Source organism: Pseudomonas sichuanensis, assembly GCF_024749065.1.
Lineage (GTDB): Bacteria > Pseudomonadota > Gammaproteobacteria > Pseudomonadales > Pseudomonadaceae > Aquipseudomonas > Aquipseudomonas sichuanensis.
The window spans coordinates 2,399,626-2,419,379 of sequence record NZ_CP087185.1; the positions used below are offsets into that span (position 1 = coordinate 2,399,626).

General features: G+C 68.0%; 13 protein-coding genes. 2 read left to right on the plus strand and 11 right to left on the minus strand.

Annotation, left to right across the window (positions count from 1 at the left end):
• Positions 1 to 47: 47 nt before the first annotated feature.
• Positions 48 to 907 (plus strand): IS5 family transposase gene (locus LOY51_RS11145; RefSeq protein ID WP_258646191.1). Its coding sequence is split into 2 segments (ribosomal slippage): positions 48 to 389 and positions 392 to 907, totalling 858 coding nucleotides; the frame shifts between segments, so codons are not numbered across the junction.
• Between the two features lie 108 nt (positions 908 to 1,015).
• Here LOY51_RS11145 and LOY51_RS11150 read toward each other — a convergent pair.
• The 11 genes from LOY51_RS11150 to LOY51_RS11200 form a co-directional block, all read right to left on the minus strand.
• Complete coding sequence (locus tag LOY51_RS11150) at positions 1,016 to 1,294, minus strand: DUF3077 domain-containing protein (protein ID WP_258646627.1); 279 nt, start codon at positions 1,292 to 1,294, stop codon at positions 1,016 to 1,018.
• Positions 1,295 to 1,331: 37 nt separating this feature from the next.
• Complete coding sequence (locus LOY51_RS11155) at positions 1,332 to 3,485, minus strand: TonB-dependent receptor (protein ID WP_258646193.1); 2,154 nt, start codon at positions 3,483 to 3,485, stop codon at positions 1,332 to 1,334.
• 72 nt (positions 3,486 to 3,557) lie between these two features.
• On the minus strand, positions 3,558 to 3,965 hold the full coding sequence (locus tag LOY51_RS11160) for a DUF2946 domain-containing protein (protein ID WP_258646195.1): 408 nt from the start codon (positions 3,963 to 3,965) through the stop codon (positions 3,558 to 3,560).
• Positions 3,966 to 4,149: 184 nt separating this feature from the next.
• Positions 4,150 to 5,019, minus strand: coding sequence for a metal ABC transporter substrate-binding protein (locus tag LOY51_RS11165; RefSeq protein WP_258646196.1), 870 nt, complete (start codon positions 5,017 to 5,019; stop codon positions 4,150 to 4,152).
• A complete protein-coding gene (locus tag LOY51_RS11170; RefSeq protein WP_110995159.1) occupies positions 5,016 to 5,915 on the minus strand; it encodes a metal ABC transporter permease in 900 nt (299 codons plus the stop codon). The genes LOY51_RS11165 and LOY51_RS11170 overlap by 4 nt, the downstream gene beginning before the upstream one ends.
• Positions 5,912 to 6,658 (minus strand): metal ABC transporter ATP-binding protein, encoded by a 747-nt coding sequence (locus tag LOY51_RS11175; RefSeq protein ID WP_258646199.1) that lies wholly within the window; start codon positions 6,656 to 6,658, stop codon positions 5,912 to 5,914. The genes LOY51_RS11170 and LOY51_RS11175 overlap by 4 nt, the downstream gene beginning before the upstream one ends.
• Positions 6,655 to 7,566 (minus strand): metal ABC transporter substrate-binding protein, encoded by a 912-nt coding sequence (locus tag LOY51_RS11180; protein WP_258646201.1) that lies wholly within the window; start codon positions 7,564 to 7,566, stop codon positions 6,655 to 6,657. Before LOY51_RS11180 ends, LOY51_RS11175 begins: the two co-directional genes overlap by 4 nt.
• Positions 7,567 to 7,576: 10 nt before the next feature.
• Positions 7,577 to 8,146 (minus strand): DUF6162 family protein, encoded by a 570-nt coding sequence (locus LOY51_RS11185; RefSeq protein ID WP_258646203.1) that lies wholly within the window; start codon positions 8,144 to 8,146, stop codon positions 7,577 to 7,579.
• A complete protein-coding gene (locus LOY51_RS11190) occupies positions 8,143 to 8,463 on the minus strand; it encodes a hypothetical protein (RefSeq protein ID WP_125858309.1) in 321 nt (106 codons plus the stop codon). Before LOY51_RS11190 ends, LOY51_RS11185 begins: the two co-directional genes overlap by 4 nt.
• Positions 8,460 to 8,999, minus strand: coding sequence for a PA2404 family protein (locus tag LOY51_RS11195; RefSeq protein WP_110995154.1), 540 nt, complete (start codon positions 8,997 to 8,999; stop codon positions 8,460 to 8,462). Before LOY51_RS11195 ends, LOY51_RS11190 begins: the two co-directional genes overlap by 4 nt.
• On the minus strand, positions 8,996 to 10,201 hold the full coding sequence (locus LOY51_RS11200) for a PepSY-associated TM helix domain-containing protein (protein WP_125463684.1): 1,206 nt from the start codon (positions 10,199 to 10,201) through the stop codon (positions 8,996 to 8,998). The genes LOY51_RS11195 and LOY51_RS11200 overlap by 4 nt, the downstream gene beginning before the upstream one ends.
• Before the next feature lie 226 nt (positions 10,202 to 10,427).
• On the opposite strand from LOY51_RS11200, the gene LOY51_RS11205 reads away from it, so the two are divergent.
• The gene (locus tag LOY51_RS11205) at positions 10,428 to 19,700 is read left to right on the plus strand and encodes a non-ribosomal peptide synthetase (RefSeq protein WP_258646206.1); all 9,273 of its coding nucleotides are present in this window, start codon (positions 10,428 to 10,430) and stop codon (positions 19,698 to 19,700) included.
• The last annotated feature ends 54 nt before the right edge of the window (positions 19,701 to 19,754 follow it).

Genomic DNA, 19,754 nt, shown 5'->3' on the forward strand with positions numbered 1-19,754 from the left:
GCCTGATTTTCCGTAGAGTTCTCGCTTTTTAGGCGAAGGATTCTGCCATGTCCAAGCGATACGAACTTTCCGACGCAGAATGGGAAATAGTCGCGGACCTCTTCACCGCACATCGACGTACAGGACGCCCAAGAGTCGATGATCGCTTGATGCTCAACGGCGTGTTGTGGGTGCTGTGCTCTGGTGCAACCTGGCGGGACATGCCTGAACGATTCGGGCCTTGGTCGACGGTCTATCAACGATTTCGAGACTGGCGAAACCAAGGAACCTTCAACAAGATGCTCAAGCGGTTACACCTCAAACTCAATGCACAGGGCCAGATTGACTTGACCACCTGGTGCATCGACTCAACAGCCGTGAGGGCTACCCGTGCCTCTGCCGGAGCAGGCAAAAAAGGGGGGCTGAAGAACCAACGGACCACGCACTTGGACGAAGCCGGGGCGGGTTGACGACGAAAATTCACATGGTCAGTGACGCCCGCGGCATCCCGCTCCACTTCACGCTCTCAGGTGGTAACGCCAGCGACATCTCCCATGCTCAGCAACTGCTGGACGGTGTCCACATCCCTTCGAATCGTGGTAGGCCACGCAAGCGCTGCCGCTGCCGCTGGCTCCTGGCCGACAAAGGCTATGATGCAGAATCCTTGCGGCAATACTGCGACCGCTATCGGATGCAGCCGGTGATTCCGCTGCGTGACATGAAGCGCAAGCCGAAGCCGGGCTTACCGCGCCTGTTTGACAAGCCAAAGTATCGGCAGCGGAACGCTATCGAACGGCTATTTGGTTGGTTGAAGGAGCACCGCCGCTTGGGTACACGCTATTGCAAGCTAGCGGAAAGCTTCGCTGCGATGGTCACGCTGGCTTGCTGGCGACGGTGTTTACGACATTACTTTTCGTGCAGTGCCTAGAGACATCTGTATCAAGTGATCAGAGGCGAGCCCAGGCATTTTTGGTGCGAGCAGCGCCCAACGCAATTGCCAGGGCGCCACCACGCCGACGCCCTGGCACAGCCCCGCTCAGTGCTTCACCCCCAACTCAGCATCATCCATCAACGCCTTGGCCAGCGCGCTCAGGTAATACGACGCCCAAAGCAGTTGGGGTTTCTCTTCCATGATCCCGGTGATGGTCAGGTCGCGTACGCAGCCCATTAGCTCCGATGCCTGGTCACGGGCATGCTGGCAAGGGATGCCGGGTTCGATACAGAACAGCGGGTCGGTCATCCCTTCGCCTTGGTAGAACTTGGTCTTGCCGACGGTGGTTTTCGTGTCGTCATCGTGATGCCTCCCTGAAGTGATCGTTGCCAGCGCACCATGACTCTCTGGGACCGAACACCTAGAACCGCACATCCATCGCCACCTCAAACGTCCTCGGATCCCCCATGTAGTACTGGGTGTTGTACGCCTGCTTGGCATACACCTCATCGGTCAAGTTACGCACCCGCGCGGTCAGCGTGGTATGCGCGTCCACCCGGTAGCGGGCGAAGGCGCCGAACAGGGTATAGGCAGGCGCTTCCAGGCTGTTGGCATTGTCGGCATACACCGAATCGACATAACGTGCATCCACCCCCGCCGACCAGTCCGGGGTGAAGCTGTAGGTCAGCCACAGGTTGCCAACGTTGGCCGGCACGTTGACCGGCGCATTGCCCTCGCGGGACACCGACTTGCCGGCCACCGCCTCGTTGAACTCGTCATACCGCGCATGCACGTAGGCATAGTTGGCCTCGGCCAACAGCTTCGGCGTGACCTGCAAACGCCCGGACAGCTCGATGCCGCGCGAAGTCTGCTGGCCGGCTTGCACCGACTGGTTGGGGTTGCTCGAATCGGTCACGGCAAAGTCCTTGCGCACGATCTGGTACACCGCCACCGTCGCGGCACCCCGCCCATCGAGGAAGTCGAACTTGCTGCCGGCTTCCCATTGCTCGCCCTTGGACAAATCGAACAGGCCGACATTGGAGTAGGTCGCCGCCGCCAGGGAGCCTGCCGGCAAATCGGCGGCGGTGCTGTACTGCACATAGACGCTGGCCGCCGGGGTCAGCGCATAGGTCAGGCCGGCCCGCCCGGACAGCGGCTCCCAGCGGCGTTCGAAGTAGGCCGGCGCGGTGGGCGTGACGGCGCCGTAGTTGGTCACCTGCATGTCCAGGTAGTCATACCGCAGGGCGGTCAGCAGTGCCAGGCGGTCAGTCAGTTGCAGGCGGTTCTCGGCGAACAGCGCGCGGTTGGTGGTTTCGTGCCGGCGTTGCTTGCTCAGCCCGGTATTCACGCCGGGGATGGCGTAGAAGCTGCCGGGGTCGAAGTGGTCCGGGTTGACCGTGTCGCTCCAGCTGCCCGATTTCGGGTACAGGCTCTGGCGCATCTGCGACCAGTCCAGCCCCGCCGACCACTGGCTGGCCAGGCCGAACAGGCTGTTGTCGTGGCGCAGCTCGAGGCGGTTGCCCCGCACGCTCTGCTGGTGGCGCTGCAGGTAGGGGCTGGAGCGCGTCACATTGCCCGCGTTGTTGTAGCGGTAGCGCTCCAGGTTGCGGTAGTCGCGCTGGGCCTCGTACTGGTACAGGGTGTTATGCAGGCTGGTGCTGTCGCTGACCTGGTAGTCGAGCATCGAACGCAGCCAGCGCACCCGCTGCTCGTAACGGCCGTCGGCGACGTTGTAGTTCTCGAAGCGCCGGCTCTTGTCGATCTTCATGGTGCTGCGCCCCGGCAGGATCGGCGAGCCCCAGTAGGGGCTGTCTTCCTTGTCCTCCTGGTACTCCAGCGCCAGGGTGTGAGTCAGGTCGGGGGTCAGGTCGCTGAGTAGCGAAAAGGCCAGGCTGTCGGTCTGCCGCTCATTGCGATCGATATAGCCATTGCCCTGGCTGCGGCTGAAATCCAGTCGGGCGAAGTGGCGGGCGTCGGCCGGGTTGTCGGCCAGCGCCTGGTTGATGCCGAAGGCGTATTCGGCGGCGTCGTAGCTGCCGTAGCGGATACGCCCGTCGACGATTTGCTGGTCGCGGCTGGCCAGCTTGCTGATGTAGTTGATCGAGCCGCCCACGGCGCCGGCGCCATGCAGGAACGACGACGGCCCGCCGAGCAGTTCGACACGGTCGATCACCCAGGCGTCCACCGGCCGGGTGGCGCTGCTGTAGCCCAGGTTGATGCCGTTGTAGAGCTGGGTCACCTGGTTCTGGGTGAAGCCGCGGTAGGTGACGAAGCCGCCGTAGCCGGGGTTGGCCGAGGCGTTCACGCCGGTCATGGCGTTGATCACTTCCTGGGTGTCGCGGGCGTCGCGCTGCTCGATCACCCGGCGGTCCGAGACGCTCACCGAGGCTGGGGTTTCCCGCGCCGTCAGGCCCAGGCGCGAGCCCGTGGCGATCGGAGTGTCCAGTTGCACGCCGCTGGGCGCTTCACGCTCGCCATCGACAGTGGTGGCGGACAGTTCGACAGGCGCGCCTTGCGCCCAGGCACAGTGGCAGGTGGCGCTCAGCACGAGCACCAAAGAGGTGTTGCGGATCATGTTGTAAGGGTTCCACGCAAAGGTCTTGGCAGGCCCGGCCCTCAGACGCGCGCACGGGCGCGCCTGCCAGGGTCAGGCGAAGTGTTCTGCTGCGGGGAACGGGGCAGGGGAGGCGCGGGGGTTGATGGCGTGGCGCAGGTAGCGTGGCGGCGGTTGCCCCCAGCTGCGGGTGACGATCGGCGCCGGGGCCTGGCCATGGGTGGCGGAGAAGGTCCAGCCGGCGCTGCTCAGTGGCACGGCCATGGCGAACGAGGAGCACACCGGGCAGTCGAGCTGCGCCATATGCTGGTCGCCACTGCCGCCGTCCAGGTCGATGGCCGGGCCATGGCCGCTGTCCATGCTGCAGTAACCGCCTTCCAGGCCGGACAGGCGCAGGCCGGTCATCTGGCCATGGTGCAAACCACACAGCAACAGGCTGAACAGGACGCTGGCGTAGAGCGTCCATGCGGTCAGCGAGCGTGTCCGACGAGTGGTTTTCATGGCGGCGAATCTACCATTTGGAGGGTTTCACCGGGTTTCGGCTTGGTGTGGTGGATTGTCGCAGGCGGTGTCGTTTCCTGTACCGGCCCTATCGCCGGCAAGCCGGCTCCCACAGGCATGGCGCAACTCTTGGTTCAGCGCTGTACCTGTGGGAGCCGGCTTGCCGGCGAGAGGGCCTTGAAACTCAGCTGCTGCCCAGCGCCTTCAGCACCTGCTCGACACTGGCCTTGAGCCCGGCCACCGCATCCTGCGGGTCGCTGTCGACCACCAGCAACTTCGCGCCACCGGCCTCGATCGCCGCAACCACCTTGGCATCCGGTTGGCGATGGTGCAGCACCAACGCCACGTCTTGGTGCCTGAGGTTGTCGCTCAGGGCCTTGAGCGCGGCCTCGTCCCACTGCTCGTCGGCGTGCAGCGGCTGTTCGACCACATCCAGGTTGAGCCCGCTGGCCAGATACCCAAGCCGTTCGGACAGGCTGACCACGCTGAGGTTATCAACCTCGGCCAGCTGCGCCTGGCTGCTGGCAGTGAGCTCCAGCATCTGGCGCTTGAGCCCGGCCAGGTTGCCTTGGATCTTCGCCTTGTCCGCCGGCGACAAGCGCTCCAGGTCGTTGGCCACCACATCGGCCATGCGCCCCAGATTGGTCGGGTTGAGCCACGGATACGCAGAAAACGCTTGCTCGCCATTCACCGCGATGCCCGGCAGGGCGCCGTCCACCGGGCGCGCGGCGTCGATTTCGACGATGCGAATATTGCTGCGCCGGGCCATGGGGTAGAGCGGGTCGTCACGCCAGATCGAGCGCACGCCGATCACCGCGTCGGCCTGCTGCGCGGCCTTCTGCAGGCTGGCGCCGCCACGGCCCTCGAAGTACGACGGTTGGCGGCTGGCCGGCAGGTTGGCCGGGACGGCGCTCTTGAGCTGCACCGAGGTGCCATCGAGCAGGGCGGCCGCCAGGCTGTGGGTCACCGGCAGGGTGGTCAGCACTTGCGTGGCGTTGGCCAGCAGCGGCAGGCCGCTCAAGGCCAGGGCCAGGGTGAGTTTCTTCAGGGTCATGCCGGGTTTCCTTGCAGGCGGGGGACGAGGGCGCGGGCCAGGGCACAGAGGGCGAAGCACAGGCCGGCCACCAGGATGATCGCCGCGCCCGACGGCACCGGCAGGTCGAGCGTGATCGGCAGCAGGATGCCCAGCAGGGTGCTGACGGTGGCGATCAGCACCGAGATAAAGAAGAAGCCCTTGAGCGACTGGCTGACCAGCCGCGCGGCCGCTGCCGGGATCACCAGCAGGGCGCCCACCAGGATCGCCCCGATCACCTTCACCGAGGCCACGGTCACCAGCGTCACCAGCACCACGAACAGGTAGTCCAGGGTCTTCACCGCCACCCCGCGCACTGCCGCCAGCTGCGGGTTGAAGCTGGCCAGCATGATGCGGTTGTACAGCGGCAGCGCCAACGCCAGTACCAGCAGCGCGACGATACCCAGCACCAGCAGGTCGTGGGCGCTGACGGTGAGTACCGAGCCGAACAGCACGTTTTCCAGGATATGCACGTTGATCTTGCCGGCCAGCATCAGCAGCAGGCTCGCGCCCAGCGCCAGCGACACCGAGAGGAACACCCCGATCAGCGTGTCCGGCGACAGCCCGGTACGGTTGCGCAGGAAGTTGAGCAAAATGCCGAACAGCAGGCAGTAGCCGAACAGGCTGCCATAGGGGCCGGTGTAGGGTTCGCCCAGCAAGATGCCGATGGCCACGCCCGTCAGCGCGGCGTGGCCGACCGCCTCGGAGAAGAAGGCAAAGCGCTTGACCACCACCAGGGTGCCCAGCCCGCCCAGCACCGGGCCGATCATCAGGCCCGCCAGCAGCGCGTTGACCACGAAACCGTAGGCCAGCGCCTCCGGCAGATAACCCGCGCCGGCCCATTCCTGGACCAGTTGGCGGAACGCTTCGAAACTCATGAACGGCTCTCGCTGCGAGGGTGGACGGAGAACAGGCTGAGCAGGCGCTCAGGCGTGAGCGCTTCAGCCGGCGGGGCGTCGAACAGCACCTGGCGGTTCAGGCCGGTGACCCGGTCGGCCAGGCGCAGCACCGCCTGCAGGTCGTGCTCGATCCACAGCACGGTGGTGCCGGCCTGGCGCCAGCCGTGCAGCAGTTGCTCGAACACCTGGATGCCGGCTTCATCGAGCGCCGACATCGGCTCGTCGAGCACCAGCAGTTGCGGCTCGGGGATCAGCCCCTGGGCCAGCAGCACCCGCTGGCGTTCGCCACCGGACAGCGCGCCCATGCGCCGCTTGCGCTTGTCGAGCATGCCAACCCTGGCCAGCGCCGCGTCGATGGCCGGGCGCACCCGCCGCGATAAACCAAGGAACGCCGGGCGGCGCTGGCACATGGCGGCCATGAAGTCGTCGACGGTCATCGGCAGGCCGCGGTCGAACTCCAGCGCCTGGGGCACATAGCCGATCACTTCCTGCTCGCCCGGCCAGTGCAGGGTCAGCTGGCCCTGGTGCGGCATCTGCCCGAGCAGGGTCTTGATCAGCGAGCTCTTGCCGCCGCCATTGGGCCCGACGATGGCGTGCACGCTGCCAGGGGCGACATTGAAGCGCACGCCTTCAAGGATGCGGGTGCGGCCCAGGGTCAGGTCGATGCCATCGAAGTCGATGCGCGGCCCGCCAACGGCGCTGAGGTGGGCGGCGGCGGTCACGCGCGGTTCTCCTGGATGGCGCGGACCACGGTGTCGAGGTTGCGCTTCATCTCCACTTCGTACTTTTCCTTGGTGTATTCGCCATAGGAGATATGCGTGAGCGGGTACAGATGCACGCCCGATTCACGCTGGATGGTCTCGACGTAAGCGGAAGGGAAGTCCATTTCCGAGAAGATCACCTTCACGTCCAGCGCCTTGAGCTGGTCGATGGTCTTCTTCAGTTGCGCCGGGCTCGGCTCGATACCGTGGGCAGGTTCCACCACGGCGGTCACTTCCAGGCCGAAGTCACGTACCAGGTAGTCGTAGGCGGCGTGGATGGTCGCCACGCGGAAGGTCGCATCCGGCGCCTGGGTCACCTGGGCCAGCGCTTCGGCGCGCAGGGCCCGCAGGCGCTTGGCATAGGCACGGGCGTTCTGGGTATAGAACTTGGCGTTGTCCGGGTCGAGCTTGCCCAGTTCGCGGGCGATGTTGTTGACCTGGGCGATGGTCGCGCTGATCGACAGGAAGGTGTGAGGGTTGACCACCTTGCCGGCGCCACGGGCGGCGATACCGGTGGCCGCCAGCAGCGGCACGTTGGCGTTGGCCTCGATGGTCTTGATAGCGGGCTTTTCGCTGGCGGCGATCATGCGGTCGGCGAAGTCGTCATGGCCCACGCCATTGAGCACCACCACATCCAGGCTGCCGATGCGCTTGATGTCTTCGGCGCGCGGCTCGTAGGCATGGGGGTTGAAGCCGGCCGGGATCAGCGGCACCACCTCGGCCTTGTCGCCGACGATATTGCTCACATAGCTGTAGTAAGGGTGCAGGGTGATGCCGATGCGCAGCGGCTTGCCAGTGTCGGCGGCGGCCAGGGCAGGCAGGGCGCAGGCCAAAAGCAGCGCCAGGGTGCGGCGGGCGGAGCGGAACATGGGCAAATCCTTAATGACGGTGTTGGCGGGTAACCCCGGCGTCGTAGTGGGTGACGATCTGCCGCCAGCCGGCGGCGATCAGCGTGGCGCTGTCCAGGGCGTCCGGGGCCATCGCGCTGCTGTCGCGGCGCAGCCACACATCGGGCTGGGCGTCGGCCGTCTGCGGCAGGATCAGCAGCAGGCTGCCAGCCACTTCAGGGGCCTGGCTGCGGCCCAGGTAGGCGCCGTTGTCCAGCAGCGCCCACTGCAGGCTGCCGCGGCTCTGGCTGCTGGCATCGGCCACGAAGGGCGGCAGGCCCGCTTCGGCAAGCTCGGTAACCTGCGGCGCGCTGCCAGTTTCCTCGCGCAGCGCACGGATCTCCTCGACCGCCACCCACAAGTCGGTGTGCAGGCCCTGTTCGGCGGCGTTCAGGTCACGCCGGGCGTCGAGCTGGTGGGCGGCCACGGTCTGCTCGTCCTCGCGCTCGCCGCGCAGGGCCACCACGCTGGCGGCCAGCAGCAGGATCAGCGCGGCGGCCAGCAACACATAGAGGGTTTCGTGCCCGGCACCCGCCGGGCGTACCACCTGGGCGCGGCTCATGGCGCACCGATATCGGCGTGGTCCACTTCCACCACATGGCCGGGGCCGGCATCGAACAGCACGTAGAACTCGCCGTCGGGGCGCTTGAAGGTGAGGGTGGAGTCATCCCCCAGCTTGCTGGCCACCAGCACCTGTTCGTCGTAGCCGATCACGTCCAGGGTTACCCCCGGCGCGCCGCTGCCGTCGCTGAAACCGCCCTTGCAGGTGATCTGCCCGGCGTTTTCGGTGCAATCGCACATCGGGTTGTGCGCCAGCGCCGGGGTGGCGGCCAGCAGCAAAAAGGGCAGGGCGAGCCTGCGCAGCAACGGTGGTGTCATTTCTTGCCTCCTTGTTTCTCGAGCCAGGCCACGGTGGCCGGCGATGCCTTGGCCAGCGGCACCGAGGCCTGGTACATCTTGCCGTCCCAGCCTTCGATGGTGACCCACAGGTCGGCATCGGCGCGGGTGCGGGGCGGGATCGGCAGGTTGGTGCTCATGCGGTGCTGCGAGCCGAAGAAGATGGTGCCGGCGGCGCGCAGGCTGCGCGGCTTGCCGACGCGCAGGTAGATGGCCTTGACGCCCTCGGTGCAGGTCTTGCACAGGGCGGCGTTGAACGCCTTGAAGTCGCCGGCGGGGCCGTCGGCGCGCGGTGCTTCGTCACGCAGCTCGGCCAGGTCGAGGCTCCAGCGGTCGATCTGGATGTCGCGGATCACGTTGGCGCCCAGGCCACTGTCGCCGCGCAGCAGGCTGGCGTCGGCGAAGTACTTGGGCATGAAACCCAGCGGGATGAGGATCAGCAGGATGTTCAGGTGGAAGCGCCATTTTAGCCACCACTGCTTGAAGCCGCCCTGCGGCACACTGTTCGCCTGGCTCATGGCTGGGCCTCCACAGGGGTTTCACGGGGTTGCCTGGCCCGTGCCGGGCGCTCGCTGCGCTTGAGCGCGGCGGCGGTGGCCTGGGCGGTGCGCTTGGTCCAGATCAACAGGCCGCTGAGCACCATCAGGGTCAGCACCAGGCCGAAGAAGAACCAGATCAGCTTGATCGCCAGGCCGCCGAAGTCGCCGGTGTGCAGCGGGCGCATCGACTCGGTGACGAACTCCAGGGTCGAGCGGTCGCCGAGCAGGAACTGGGCGTCGACGTTGCGCGTGTAGGGGTTCACTTCGGCGGTCTGGAACATCAGCGGGTACCAGCCGCGGCCGCCCATGCTGTAGTGGCTGTAGGCGGTCAGCGGCAGGGAGATGAAGCTCACGTCCAGGCCCGGGATGCGTTCGGTGGCGATGCGCGCGGCCTCGTCCAGGTCGATGCGCGGCGCCGGCGTGCCGTCGGGAGTCTGCGGCACCTGCTCGCGGGCGATCACTGGCACCACCGGTTCGGTGGAAATGGTCACGTGGTTGTCGCCGAGGATCGCCTGGATCAGGAACCAGGTGCCGGTGATGGAAATCACCGCGATGAACCAGATCGACCACACCCCGGCCAGGCGGTGCACATCGCCCCAGAAGATCCGCGAGCCGTGGCCGGTACGCACCGGCTTGAAGAAGCCGCGCCAGAACTTCTTGTACACCACAAGCCCCGTGACCAGCGAAGCCAGCATCGGCAGGCCCAGCAGCGACACCAGGTACCAGCCCCAGCTGTAGCCGTTGGTGAACGGCACCAGCCACCAGCCGTGCAGGGCGCGGGTGAAGGCTTCGAAGTCGAAGTTCGGCCGCTGGCCCTGGATCGCCCCGGAGTACGGGTTGACGTAGAGCAGCGCGGTGGTGCCGTCAGGGCGGGTCACCGAGGCGTTGAGGGCGAAGTGCGAGCCGTCCGGCTGGCTGAGAAAGCGCACTGCCAGCTCCGGCTCGGCTGCGTGCATGGCGGTAAGCACCTGTTGGAAGCTCAGGCGCTCGGCGTCGGGCGCATCGAGCGGCTTGCTGGCGCGCACATCCGGGTTGGCCAGCCAGACGATCTCCTGGCTGACCACGGCGAGCATGCCGGTGAAACACACGATCAGGACAAAGAACCAGATCGGCAGGGCGAGCCAGCTGTGCACCAGGAACCACAGCTTGGAGGCGGATTTCTTCTTCGGTTGTCGGGCCATCGGTCGGTCTTCTGCATAAAAAGTGCGGTCGAGGCTCGGCTCAACCGTGAAGGCTGCACTTAATAGGACGAATGAGAATGAGAAACCTGCCAAGGTAAATGAAAGTAAATGTTTCAAGGCGACCGGCGGCGGCCCGCGCCGTCCGTTAATTTTCCCCTCCGTTCATCCGTTTTCCATGCACGACCGAGCTGCCCCGCTCGTTGCCCCTCTTTACGGATGAACGCCAATGAATGCTCAAGATGCCCGCAACCTTGCCCGCCGATTCCTCGAGTTGCCGGCGCAAAAACGCAGGATCTTCTTGCAGGCGCTGGCCCGGGAGCAGGTCGACTTCGCCCAGTTCGCCATCCCTGCCGGGGTGCAGGCCGCCGAGCGCGGCATGCCCTCATATGCCCAGCAGCGCATGTGGTTCCTCTGGCAGCTCGATCCCCAGGGCGCGGCCTACAACCTCCCGGGCGCCGTTGGCCTGGACGGGCCGCTGGACCGTGATGCGCTGGCCCAGGCCCTGGAGGCGCTGGCCGAGCGTCATGAAACCCTGCGCAGCGCCTTGCGCCAGGAGGGTGAACACGGGCTGCGCCAGGTCGCCGCGGCCCAGGCGGTGACCGTCGATTTCGAAGACCTCAGCGCACTGGATGCCGCCGCCCGCGAACAGGCGGTGCAGGAGCGCGCGCAAGCCCAGGCCCAGCGCCCGTTCGACCTGGAGCAGGGCCCACTGTGGCGGGTGCGCCTGCTCAAGCTGGGCGCCGAGCGCCATGTGCTGCTGCTGACCTTGCACCACATCGTCTCCGATGGCTGGTCGATGAACGTGCTGATCGACGAGTTCATCCGCTGCTACGACGCCTTCAGCCAGGGCCAGCCCATGCCGCTGGCGGCGCTGCCGATCCAGTACGCCGACTACGCCCTGTGGCAGCGCGCCTGGCTGGAGGCCGGCGAGCAGGAGCGCCAGCTGGCCTACTGGCAACAGGTGCTGGGTGACGAGCACCCGGTGCTGGAACTGCCCACCGACCACCCGCGCCCAGCCACCCCCAGCCATCGCGGCACCCGCTTCAACTTCGCGGTCGATGCCGAGCTGGCCCTGCAGTTGCGCGCCCTGGCCCAGCAGCAGCAGGCCAGCCTGTTCATGGTGCTGCTGGCGGCCTTCGATGCCTTGCTCTACCGCTACAGCGGCCAGGCCGAGTTGCGCGTGGGGGTGCCCATCGCCAACCGCAACCGCGCCGAAGTCGAAGGGCTGATCGGCTTTTTCGTCAACACCCAGGTGCTCAACTGTCGCATCGACGAGCACCTCACGGTGGCCGGGCTAATTGCCCAGGTGCGCGACACCGCCCTCGGCGCCCAGGCGCACCAGGAGTTGCCGTTCGAGCGCCTGGTCGAAGCGCTCAAGCTCGAACGCAGCCTGGCGCTCAACCCGCTGTTCCAGGTGATGTATAACCACCAGCCGCTGGTCACCGACCTCAGCGCGCTGCAGACCGCCTCGGGCATTCGTTTCGACCTGATCGAGTGGAAGGGCCGCACCACCCAGTTCGATCTGAGCCTGGACACCTGGGAGAAGGGCGGGCAGCTGTACGCCGCACTGACCTACGCCGACGAGCTGTTCGACGCGCCGACCATCGCGCGCATGGCCGGCCACTGGCTCAACCTGCTGCGCGCCATGGTCGCCGACACCAATCAAGCGGTGGCGCGCCTGCCGATGCTGGGCACCGATGAACAGCAACAGCTGTTGCACGCCTGGAACCCGCCGGGTGACGGCTTTGACCAGGGGTCGCGCATCGACCAGAGCATCGCCCGCCAGGCCGCCGAACAGCCCGAGGCGCTGGCCCTTACCTTCGGCCTTGAGCAGTACAGCTATGGCCAGCTCGACCGCTGGGCCAACCGCCTGGCCCAGCGGCTGGTGGCGGCCGGTGTCGGCCCCGAGACCCGGGTCGGCGTGGCCCTGCCGCGTACCCCGCAACTGCTGGTGTCGCTGCTGGCGGTGTTCAAGGCCGGCGGCGCCTACGTGCCGCTGGACCCGGACTACCCGGCGGAGCGCGTGGCCTACATGCTCGAAGACAGCGCCGCGCACCTAGTGCTCAGCGACCCTGAAGTGGCCCAGCGCCTGGCCCTGGCCGACTGCGCCGAGGTGCTGCTGGTGGACGCCGACGAGCAGAGCCTGGCCGCCTGGCCGGGCGTGCCGCCGGCCAATCACGCCGTGGCGCAGAACCTCGCCTACGTGATCTACACCTCAGGCTCCACCGGCCGCCCGAAAGGCGTGGCCATTACCCATCGCAACGTCATGGCGCTGCTGCACTGGTCGCGCCAGGTGTATGGCCGTGAAGACATCCAGGGTGTGCTGGCATCGACCTCGATCTGCTTCGACCTGTCGGTGTGGGAGCTGTTCGTGACCCTGGCCGCGGGCGGCTCCATCGTGCTGGCGCGCAATGCCCTGGAGTTGCCGCAACTGCCGGCGCGTGACCAGGTGCGCCTGGTCAACACCGTGCCCTCGGCCATCACCGCGCTGCTGCGCGACGGCCAGTTGCCCGCCGGCGTGCGTATCGTCAACCTCGCCGGCGAGCCGCTCAAGCAGCGGGTGGTGGACGAGCTCTACCGCCAACCGGGGCTGGCGCACGTGTACGACCTCTACGGCCCCTCGGAAGACACCACCTACTCAACCTGGACCCGCCGCCAGGCCGGTGGCCGTGCCAGCATCGGCCGGCCGCTGCCGCACACCGCCGCCTACCTGCTCGACGCCGCCCTGCAGCCGGTGCCGCAAGGTTGCGCCGCCGAGCTGTACCTGGCCGGCGCCGGCATTACCCGTGGCTACCTCGGGCGCCCGGGGCTGACCGCCGAACGCTTTGTGCCAGACCCATTCGCCGCCGACGGCGGGCGCCTGTACCGCACTGGCGACCTGCTGCGCTACCGCGACCAAGGCGAGCTCGAGTACATCGGCCGCATCGACCATCAGGTCAAGGTGCGCGGTTTCCGCATCGAGCTGGGCGAGATCGAGGCGCGGCTGCAAGCGCAGGCGCAGGTCAGCGAAGTGGCGGTGCTGGCGCCGGAAGGCCCGAGCGGCCGCCAGCTGGTGGCCTATGTGGTGCCGGCCGATGCCGCCTTGCTCGACGATCCGGCGGCCCAGGGCAAACTGCGCGAGCAACTGCGCGCAGCGCTGGGCGAGCACCTGCCCGACTACATGGTGCCCGCCGCCATGCCGATGCTGGCCGCGCTGCCGCTGACCCCCAACGGCAAGCTCGACCGCAAGGCGCTGCCGGCGCCCGACGCGTTGCAGGCGCAGCGCGAGCATGTGGCGCCCGGCGATGCCCGCGAGCAGGCCCTGGCGCAGATCTGGCAAGCCTTGCTGGGCCTCGAGCAGGTCGGCGTGCTGGACAACTTCTTCGAGCTCGGCGGTGACTCGATCGTCTCCATGCAGGTGGTCAGCCGTGCCCGCGAGGCCGGGCTGGCGCTGACCCCCAAGGACATCTTCCAGCACCAGACCATTCGCGGCCTGGCCCAGGTGGCCGGGCAGGCGAGCCAGGCTGTGGTGCGTGGGCCGGCCAGCGGCGAAGTGCCACTGACGCCTATCCAGCACTGGTTCTTCGACCAGGCCATCCCCAACCGCCAGCACTGGAACCAGGCCCTGCTGCTCGATGCCCGCGCACCGCTGCAGGGCGAGGCGCTGGCCCAGGCCGTGCAGCAACTGGTCGAGCACCACGACAGCCTGCGCCTGCGCTTCGAGCAGCACGGCGGAACCTGGCAACAGCGCTATGGCGAAAGCGCCGGCGAGGTGTTCCAGCGCTGCACGGCGGCCGATGCCGAAGCCGCGCTGGCCCTGTGCGAGGCTGCCCAGCGCAGCCTGGGTCTGGCCGACGGGCCGTTGCTGCGGGTACTGCTGATCGAGCTGCCCGAGGGCCGCCAGCAACTGCTGCTGGTGCTGCACCACCTGGTGGTGGACGGGGTGTCCTGGAGGGTGCTGCTCGAAGACCTCGAGCAGGCTTACCGCCAAGTGCTGGCCGGCCAGCCGCCACGCCTGCCGGCGCGCACCAGCGCATATCAGGATTGGGCACTGCGCCTGCAGCAGGCCTTGCCCGGCTACCAGGCGCAGTTGCCCTGGTGGCGCGAACACCTGGGGCGCGCGGCAGTCGCCGAACTGCCGTGCGACAACCGCGACGGCGCGCTGCACAACCGTCATGAACACAAGATCGAATGCCGCTTCGACGCCGAACTCACCCGCCAGCTGCTGCAGGTTGCGCCAGCGGCCTACCGCACCCAGGTCAACGACCTGCTGCTCACCGCCCTGGCGCGGGTGCTGTGCCGCTGGACGGCGGCACCGGGCGCGCTGATCGAGCTGGAAGGGCATGGCCGCGAAGACCTGTTCAGCGGCCTCGACCTGTCGCGCAGCGTCGGCTGGTTCACCAGCCTGCAACCGGTGCTGCTGGTACCCGAGGCCGAGCTGGGCGCTTCGCTGGTGGCGGTCAAGGAGCAATTGCGCGGCGTGCCCGACAAGGGCATCGGCCACGGCCTGCTGCGTTACCTCGGTGATGCCGCCACCCGTGCGGAACTGGCGGCCCTGCCGCGCCCGCGAGTGACCTTCAACTACCTTGGCCAGTTCGACCGCCAGTTCGATGAGCAGGCGTTGCTGGTGCCCGCCAGCCATGGCGCAGGCCAAGGCCAGGACCCGGACGCGCCACTGGCCAACTGGCTCACCGTCGAAGGCCAGGTGTACGGCGGCGAGCTGGCCTTGCAGTGGGGCTTCAGCCAGCAGATGTTCGCGGCCGAACGCATCCAGGCCCTGGTCGATGCTTTCGCCGAGGAACTGCGCGCATTGGTCGCCCACTGCGTCCAGGCCCCCGGGCAGGTGACCGCCTCGGACTTCCCGCTGGCCGGGCTCGATGGCGCGGCGCTGGCGCAACTGCCGGTGGCCGCACGGCAGCTCGAAGACCTCTACCCGCTGTCGCCGATGCAGCAGGGCATGCTGTTCCACAGCCTCTATGAACAAGCCGGCAGCGATTACGTCAACCAGATGCGCCTGGATGTCGAGGGCCTGCACCCCGCACGCCTGCGCGACGCCTGGCAGCAGGCGCTGGACGCCCATGCCATCCTGCGCACCGGCTTTGCCTGGCAAGGCGAGCAGGGCAAGCCGCTGCAAATGGTCATGCGCCAGGTCGAACTGCCCTGGCGCGAACTGGACTGGCGCGACCGCGCCGACCTGCCGCAGGCGCTCGCCGCCCTGGCCCAGGAGGACCGCGAGCACGGCTTCGACCTGGCCCAGGCGCCCTTGCTGCGCCTGACCCTGGTGCGCACCGGCGAGGCCCGCCACCACCTGATCCAGACCTGCCACCACCTGCTGCTGGACGGCTGGAGCAACTCGCGCCTGCTCGGCGAAGTACTGCAACGCTACGCCGGGCAGCAAGTGGCGCCTCCGGTCGGGCTGTACCGTGACTACATCCAATGGCTCGGTCAGCAGGACATGGCGGCCAGCGAGGCGTTCTGGCGCGACCAGCTCACCGCGCTGGAAACCCCGACGCGCCTGGCCCACGCGCTGCCCACGCCGCCGCAAGCGGCCGCACAGGCCAGCCACGGCGACTTCTACCAGACCATCGATGCGGCCTTGGGCGAGCGCCTGGGCGCCTTCGCCCGGCAGCAGAAAGTCACCGTCAACACCCTGGTCCAGGCGGCCTGGCTGTTGCTGCTGCAACGCTGCACCGGCCAGGACTGCGTGGCCTTCGGCGCCACCGTGGCCGGGCGCCCGGCGCAACTGCCGGGCATCGAGGCGCAGATCGGCCTGTTCATCAACACCTTGCCGGTGATCGCCCGCCCGGCCCTGCAGCAAACCCTGGGCGACTGGCTGCAACAGGTGCAGGCGCTCAACCTGGCGCTGCGTGAGCACGAACACACGCCACTGTTCGAGATCCAGCGCTGGTCGGGGCAGGGCAGCGATGCGCTGTTCGACACCTTGCTGGTGTTCGAGAACTATCCGCTGTCGGCGGCGCTGGCCGAGTCCGGCCAGGCCGGCGTGCGCTTTGGCGAAGTCGCCAACCTGGAGCGCACCAACTACCCGCTGACTCTGGCCGTGACCCTCGGCGAGCGCCTGCAGGTGCACTACAGCTACCTGTGCGCGGCGCTCGACGCCGGTACGGTGCAGGCCCTCGCGGCGCAGCTGGAATGCCTGCTGGGGCAGTTCGTCGACGGCGCAGGCCAAGTGCTGGCGACCCTCGACAGTGTGCCCCCGGCTGCCCGCCAGGCGCTGCTGGCAATGCCCGCCGCCTTGCCGGCGCAGGCCGCGCCGGTGTGGCTGCACCAGTTGATCGAGGCCCAGGCCCGGCGCACGCCGGAGGCCATTGCCCTGGTCGCCGAGGGTCGGGCGCTGAGCTACGCCAGCCTCGACAGCCAGGCCAGCGACCTGGCCCAGCGGCTGGTCGCCGAGGGTGTCGGCCCGGAGGTGCTGGTGGGCATCTCGCTGCCCCGTGGCGAACGCCTGATCATCGGCCTGCTGGCCATCCTCAAGGCCGGCGGCGCCTATGTGCCGCTGGACCCGGAATACCCCGCCGAGCGCCTGGGCTACATGCTGGCAGACAGCGGTGTGCAACTGGTGCTGGGGGATGCCCGCAGTGCGGCGTTGCTGGCCGGCAGCGCCGCGCGCCTGCTGCGGGTCGATGAGCTGGTGCTGGCCACCCAGGGCGTCGAGTCCCCGTCGCCAACCCTCGCCAGCAACAACCTGCTGTGCCTGCTGTACACCTCCGGTTCCACCGGCCGGCCCAAGGGCGTGGCCCTGGAGCAGGGCGCCTTGTTGCGCCACCTGCTGACCATGCAGCGCTTCTACCGCATCGACAGCAGCGACCGCTTCCTGCATTTCGCCTCGCTGAACTTCGACTGGGGCACCGAGCAGTGGCTGCTGCCGCTGATCAGCGGCGCCCGCTGCGTGCTGCGCGGCGAAGGCCTGTGGAGCGCTGAAGAAGCGCTGGAGGTGATCGAGCGCGAGCAGGCCAGCCTGGTCTATTTCCCCACCCAGTACGCCTGCCAGCTGGCGGCCTGGGCCGCGGCCCACGGCCGTGCGGCGTCGGTGCGCTCGTTCAACGTGGCGGGCGAGGCCTTCCCGCGCGAAGGTTTCGAACAGATCCAGGGGCAACTGCGCCCGCAGCACATCGTCAACGGCTACGGCCCGACCGAAACGGTCATCACCCCCTTCCTCTGGGAAGCCGATGCCACCACCCGTTTCACCAGCGCCTATGCACCTATCGGGCGACCGGTGGCCGGGCGCAGCGCCTACCTGCTGGCCGAAGGCCTGGCCTTGCAGGCCGATGGCGTGGTCGGTGAGCTGTATATCGGTGGCGAGGCCCTGGCACGCGGCTACCATGCGCAGCCATCGCTGACTGCCGAACGTTTCGTCCCCGACCCGTTCGCCAGCACCCCCGGTGCGCGGCTGTACCGCAGCGGCGACCTGGTCCGGCGCCTGCCGGACGGGCAGATGGAATACATCGGCCGGGTCGACCATCAGGTGAAGATCCGCGGTTTCCGCGTCGAGACCGGTGAAATCGAGGCCTGCCTGCTGGCCCAGGCGGCTGTCGCCGAGGCGGCCGTGGTGGCCGTGCCGGGCCCGGTCGGCCAGCAACTGGTGGCCTACGTGGTGCCGCGACAGGCGCTGGCCGAGGCTGACCGCGAGGCCCAGGCCGCACTCTGCGAAGGGTTGCGCGCAGCACTCGGCGTAGCGCTGCCGGACTACATGCAGCCGGCCCACTGGCAGGTCATGGCGCAACTGCCACTGACCCCCAACGGCAAGCTCGACCGCAAGGCCCTGCCAGCGCCGGACGCCAGCCTGCTGGCACAGGCCTTCGAAGCGCCACGCAGCGCCCTGCAAGGCGAGCTCGCGGCGCTGTGGGGCGAACTGCTGGGCGTCGAGCGGGTAGGCCTGCGCGACAACTTCTTCGACCTCGGCGGCCATTCGCTGCTGGCCACCCAGGTGATCAGCCGGGTGCGCCATGCCCGGGGCGTCGAGCTGCCCTTGCGCAGCCTGTTCGAAGCCCGTGACCTGGAGGCGTTCGCCGCCACGGTCGATGCCTGCGTGGCGGCCCCGGCCGTGCTGGCGGTGCCGCAGTTGCAAGCGCTGGACTCCGCGCAGCGCCAGCCGCTGTCGTTCGCCCAGCAACGCCTGTGGTTCCTCTGGCAACTGGAGCCACACAGCTCGATGTACAACATCCCGCGCGCCCTGCAGCTCGACGGCGAGCTGGACATCGACGCCGTGCGCACGGCCTTCGAGGGCTTGCTGCAACGCCATTCGGTGTTGCGTACCACCTACGCCCAGGAAGGCGGCGACAGCTGGCAACAGGTGCATGCGCACATGGCCTTGCCGTTGGCCGTCGTCGATCTGCGCCAGGCCCCGGCCGCCACCCGCGAGGTGGCGATCGCGCAAGCCCTGGCCGAGCAGGCGCAGGCGCCGTTCGACCTGGTCAACGGCCCGGTGCTGCGGGTGGCGGTGCTGCGCCTGGCCGAACAGCAGCACCTGCTGCTGGTGACCTTGCACCACATCGTCGCCGACCACTGGTCGTTCGGCATCCTGCTGCGCGAATTCGTCGCCCTCTACGACGCCGCCGTGCGGCGCGCCCCGGCATCGCTGCCGGCGCCGGGCCTGGCCTACCTGGACTTCGCCGTGTGGCAGCGCCAATGGCTGGCGGCCGGGCAGATGCAGCGCCAGCTCGATTACTGGCAGCGCACCCTGGGCGACGACCATCGCCTCAGCCGCCTGCCGGGCAGCCCGCAGGCCGGCGTGAGTGCCGGCACCTGCCAGGTACACGCCTTCGATTTCCCGCCAGTGCTGGCCGAGGCCCTGCGCGCCACCGCCAAGGCCCGTGGCCTGACCCTGTACATGCTGTTGCTGGCCGGCTTCTCGCTGGTGGTGGCGCAGCGTTGCGACAGCCGTCGGGTGCGCCTGGGTACCGACGTTGCCAACCGCAACCATGCGGGGGTTGAAGAAATGGTCGGCTTCTTCGTTAACCAGTTGGTACTGCAGCTGACGCTGGACGACAGCCTCAGTGGCGAACAGTGGCTGGAGCGCTGCCGCGACGTGGTGGTCGGTGCTTCCGATCACCAGGACCTGCCGTTCGACCGCTTGGTCGAGGCCCTGCGCCTGCCGCGTCAGGCCGGCCGTTCACCGCTGTTCGCGATCAAGTTCATCTACCAGGAAGGCAGCCTGCCGATGCAGGCGCCGCACGGCCTGCAGGTGACCCCGCAGGAGGCGGGGCAGGGCGCCACCGAGCTGGACCTGATCGCCGAGTTCGTCAACGCCGAGCGCCTGACCGCCGCCTTCAAATGCGACGCCAGCCTGTACACGGCGGCCGACATGCAAGGGCTGTTCGTGCAGTTGCAAGGGGTGTTCGAGCGCTTGCTCGAAGCGCCCGAAGCGCCCCTGGCGCAGTTGCTGGCCCATGCCGCGCAGCTGCAGGCCAGTGCCGAACAGGCGGCGGCCGAGGCGCGCCAGGCGCAGCTCAAGGCGCAGCACCCGATCCGCCGGCGCGCCCGTGGGGTCGAGCTGCAGTAGTGATTGTCATGCCGGTGGCCGCTGGGCCGCCGGCTTTACCGAACGGGAGATGGA

Bases quoted from the DNA above. Each gene is read 5' to 3' on its own strand.
- LOY51_RS11165 (WP_258646196.1), bottom strand. From the start codon at position 5,019: ATGACCCTGAAGAAACTCACCCTGGCCCTGGCCTTGAGCGGCCTGCCG.
- LOY51_RS11205 (WP_258646206.1), top strand. From the start codon at position 10,428: ATGAATGCTCAAGATGCCCGCAACCTTGCCCGCCGATTCCTCGAGTTG.
- LOY51_RS11190 (WP_125858309.1), bottom strand. From the start codon at position 8,463: ATGACACCACCGTTGCTGCGCAGGCTCGCCCTGCCCTTTTTGCTGCTG.
- LOY51_RS11180 (WP_258646201.1), bottom strand. From the start codon at position 7,566: ATGTTCCGCTCCGCCCGCCGCACCCTGGCGCTGCTTTTGGCCTGCGCC.
- LOY51_RS11170 (WP_110995159.1), bottom strand. From the start codon at position 5,915: ATGAGTTTCGAAGCGTTCCGCCAACTGGTCCAGGAATGGGCCGGCGCG.
- LOY51_RS11160 (WP_258646195.1), bottom strand. From the start codon at position 3,965: ATGAAAACCACTCGTCGGACACGCTCGCTGACCGCATGGACGCTCTAC.
- LOY51_RS11185 (WP_258646203.1), bottom strand. From the start codon at position 8,146: ATGAGCCGCGCCCAGGTGGTACGCCCGGCGGGTGCCGGGCACGAAACC.
- LOY51_RS11155 (WP_258646193.1), bottom strand. From the start codon at position 3,485: ATGATCCGCAACACCTCTTTGGTGCTCGTGCTGAGCGCCACCTGCCAC.
- LOY51_RS11195 (WP_110995154.1), bottom strand. From the start codon at position 8,999: ATGAGCCAGGCGAACAGTGTGCCGCAGGGCGGCTTCAAGCAGTGGTGG.
- LOY51_RS11200 (WP_125463684.1), bottom strand. From the start codon at position 10,201: ATGGCCCGACAACCGAAGAAGAAATCCGCCTCCAAGCTGTGGTTCCTG.